1 protein-coding gene and 1 pseudogene are annotated in these 2871 nt (G+C 72.8%); both read left to right on the plus strand.

The features are described from left to right. Positions 1-95: pseudogene (locus ACWGB8_RS27550) on the plus strand (ABC transporter ATP-binding protein); the annotation flags it as partial. A gap of 59 nt (positions 96-154) precedes the next feature. Further along, positions 155-2713: an ABC transporter permease gene (locus tag ACWGB8_RS27555; protein WP_452216311.1), complete on the plus strand. Its 2559-nt coding sequence runs from the start codon at positions 155-157 to the stop codon at positions 2711-2713. The last annotated feature ends 158 nt before the right edge of the window (positions 2714-2871 follow it).

Genomic DNA, 2871 nt, shown 5'->3' on the forward strand with positions numbered 1-2871 from the left:
CCGACGGCCGCATCGTCGACGAACTCCACGCGCCCACCGCCGACACCGTCCTGGACCGCATGCGCCGCTTCGACGCCAAGGGCCGCACCAGCTGAGTGCCCGTCGCACCGTCAGGCAGCAGACCGTCAGGCCGAGACCCCTTCAGGACATCCCCATGTACCGCACCGCACTGCGCAATGTGCTGGCCCACAAGGGCCGACTGCTGATGACGGCGCTGGCCGTCATGCTGGGCACCGCCTTCGTGGCGGGCACCATGATCTTCTCGGACACCTTCGGCCGGGCGATGGCCAAGAGCGCCTCGAAGAGCTACACCGACGTGTCGGTGCAGGTCGTCGACCGCGCGGCCGGCTCGCACGCCGACCCCGAGACCAGGAGCGAGGCCGGGAAGGCCACGCTCACCGACGAGACCGTCCGGCAGCTCTCCGCACTGCCCGGCGCCTCCGCCGCCCGCGGCGTGGTCACCGGATTCACCGGGGTCGCCGACCGGAGCGGCACCCTGATCGGCCGGCCGTGGTCCGCCAAGGGCGCCAACTACGCGCCCGGCCCGGACGGCCGGGACGCCCGCTACCCGATCGCCGAGGGCAAGGGCCCGACCGGCGGCAAGGAGGTCGCGCTCGACCGCAGGACCGCCGAGAAGGGCGGCTTCAAGGTCGGCGACACCGTCCGAGTGGCCTCCAACGGCCCGGTGGTCGAGGCCAGGGTCTCCGGCATCTTCACCACCGACGACCCGGTGGTGAACACCGGCGGCACGCTCACCCTGTTCGACCGCGCCACCGCCCAGCAGCTGCTGCTGGAACCCGGCCGCTACAGCGGCATCGCGGTCACCGCGAAGCCGGGCACCACCGAGGACGCGCTGCTCGCCGAGGTGCGGAAGAGGATCCCGGCCGGCGAGCAGTTCGACGCCGAGACCGGCAAGCAGCTCAAGGACGACGAGCAGAAGATGATCACCCGCAACACCGAGGACATGCGCACCATGCTCCTTGCGTTCGCCGGCATCTCGCTCTTCGTCGGCATCTTCATCATCGCCAACACCTTCACCATGCTGGTCGCCCAGCGCACCAAGGAGCTCGCCCTGCTCCGGGCGATCGGCGCCGCCCGCAAGCAGGTCACCCGCTCGGTCCTGGTCGAGGCCCTGGTCATCGGCACCGGCTCGGCGGTAGCCGGCCTGCTGGTCGGCATCGGCATCGGCTCCGGCATGCAGTCCCTGATCGGCGCGCTGGACGACGGGATGCCCACCGGCCCGCTGGTGATCGCCCCGAACACCGTCGTGGTGACCCTGGTGGTCGGCATCCTGGTGACGGTGCTGTCGGCCCTGATGCCGGCCCTGCGCGCCTCCCGGATCGCCCCGGTCGCGGCGATGAGCAGCGGCGACCAGCCGGCCACCCAGAAGAGCCTGGTGCTGCGCAACACCGTCGGCGCGCTGGCCACCGCCGCGGGCGTCGCCCTGATCGGGTACGGCGCCTCGCTGGGCAACAACGACGGCCGGAGCCCGGTCGCCGGCGGCGCGCTGCTGGCCATGATCGGCATCTTCGTCCTGCTGCCGCTGCTCTCCCGTCCGGTGATCGCCCTGGTCGGCCCGCTGCTCGGCCGGCTGGCCGGGACGCCCGGCAAGCTCGCCCGGCAGAACGCGGTGCGCAACCCGCGCCGCACCGCGGCCACCGCCGCCGCACTCACCATCGGCCTGTCCCTGGTGGCGGGGCTGACCGTGATCGGCTCCTCCATCGGCAGCGCCCTGGACAAGGCCGTCACCAGCGCGATGAAGGCCGACTACCTGGTCTCCGCGGCCAACGGCATGAGCCTGTCCCGGACCGTCCCGGCCGAGATCGCCAAGGCCCCGGGCGTGGCGGCCTCCTCCCCGATGACCACGGTGTCCTGGGACCTCGACGGCACCCAGCCCAAGATCACCGGCGTGGACGCCGCCGCCGTCGACCAGGTCCTCACGCTGCGGATGACCGGCGGCACCACCGGCGCGCTCGCCCAGGGCCGGCTCCTGGTCGACGACACGACCGCCGCGAGCCGCAAGCTCTCCGTCGGGTCGAGCGTCCAGGTGACCTACGGGGACGACTCCACCGGCCGGCTCATCGTCGGCGGTATCTACGAGAAGAACGAGCTGCTCGGCCCGGTGATGATCGCCAACGCCGAGATCGCCAAGCACGACCCGGACCCGTACCTCTCCGACGTCCTGGTGAAGGCCGAGCCGGGCGCCGAGGAGTCGCTGCGGCAGGCGATCAAGGACGCCACCGGCGCCAACCCGGTGATCGAGGTGAACTCCAAGCAGGACGTCCGCGACCGGTTCAGCACGTCGATCACCTTCGCGCTGAACATGATGTACGGCCTGCTGGCGATGTCGGTGATCGTCGCGGTGCTCGGCGTGGTCAACACGCTGGCCATGTCGGTCTTCGAGCGCAAGCGCGAGATCGGGATGCTGCGGGCGATCGGCCTGGACCGGCGCGGCATCAAGCGGATGGTCCGGCTGGAGTCGGTGGTGATCTCGGTCTTCGGCGCCGGCGTCGGGCTGCTGTTCGGCTGCTACGTCGCCTGGGCGCTCAACAGCACCCTGAAGTCCAGCCTCGCCGGGCTCACCACCGTGCTGCCGTACGGCCAGCTGGCGCTCTTCCTGGCGCTGGCCGGGCTGGTCGGCCTGGTCGCCGCGGTGTGGCCGGCCCGCCGGGCGTCCCGGCTGGACATCCTGGCGAGCATCAAGACCGACTGACCCCGTCGTGGGGCCCCGCCCCCGCCGCGGGGGCCGCCCGCCCGGGCGCACCCCACGACCCCCCCCCGCCGGGGGTGGGGGGGGGGCCGGGGCGCCGCGACGCCGGGTGCGCCGGTCCGCGGGGTGCCGGTGCCGGCGGTCGGCTTGGCGGTGGGGCT

This window comes from Kitasatospora sp. NPDC054939, assembly GCF_053610105.1.

Bases quoted from the DNA above. Each gene is read 5' to 3' on its own strand.
- ACWGB8_RS27555 (WP_452216311.1), top strand. From the start codon at position 155: ATGTACCGCACCGCACTGCGCAATGTGCTGGCCCACAAGGGCCGACTG.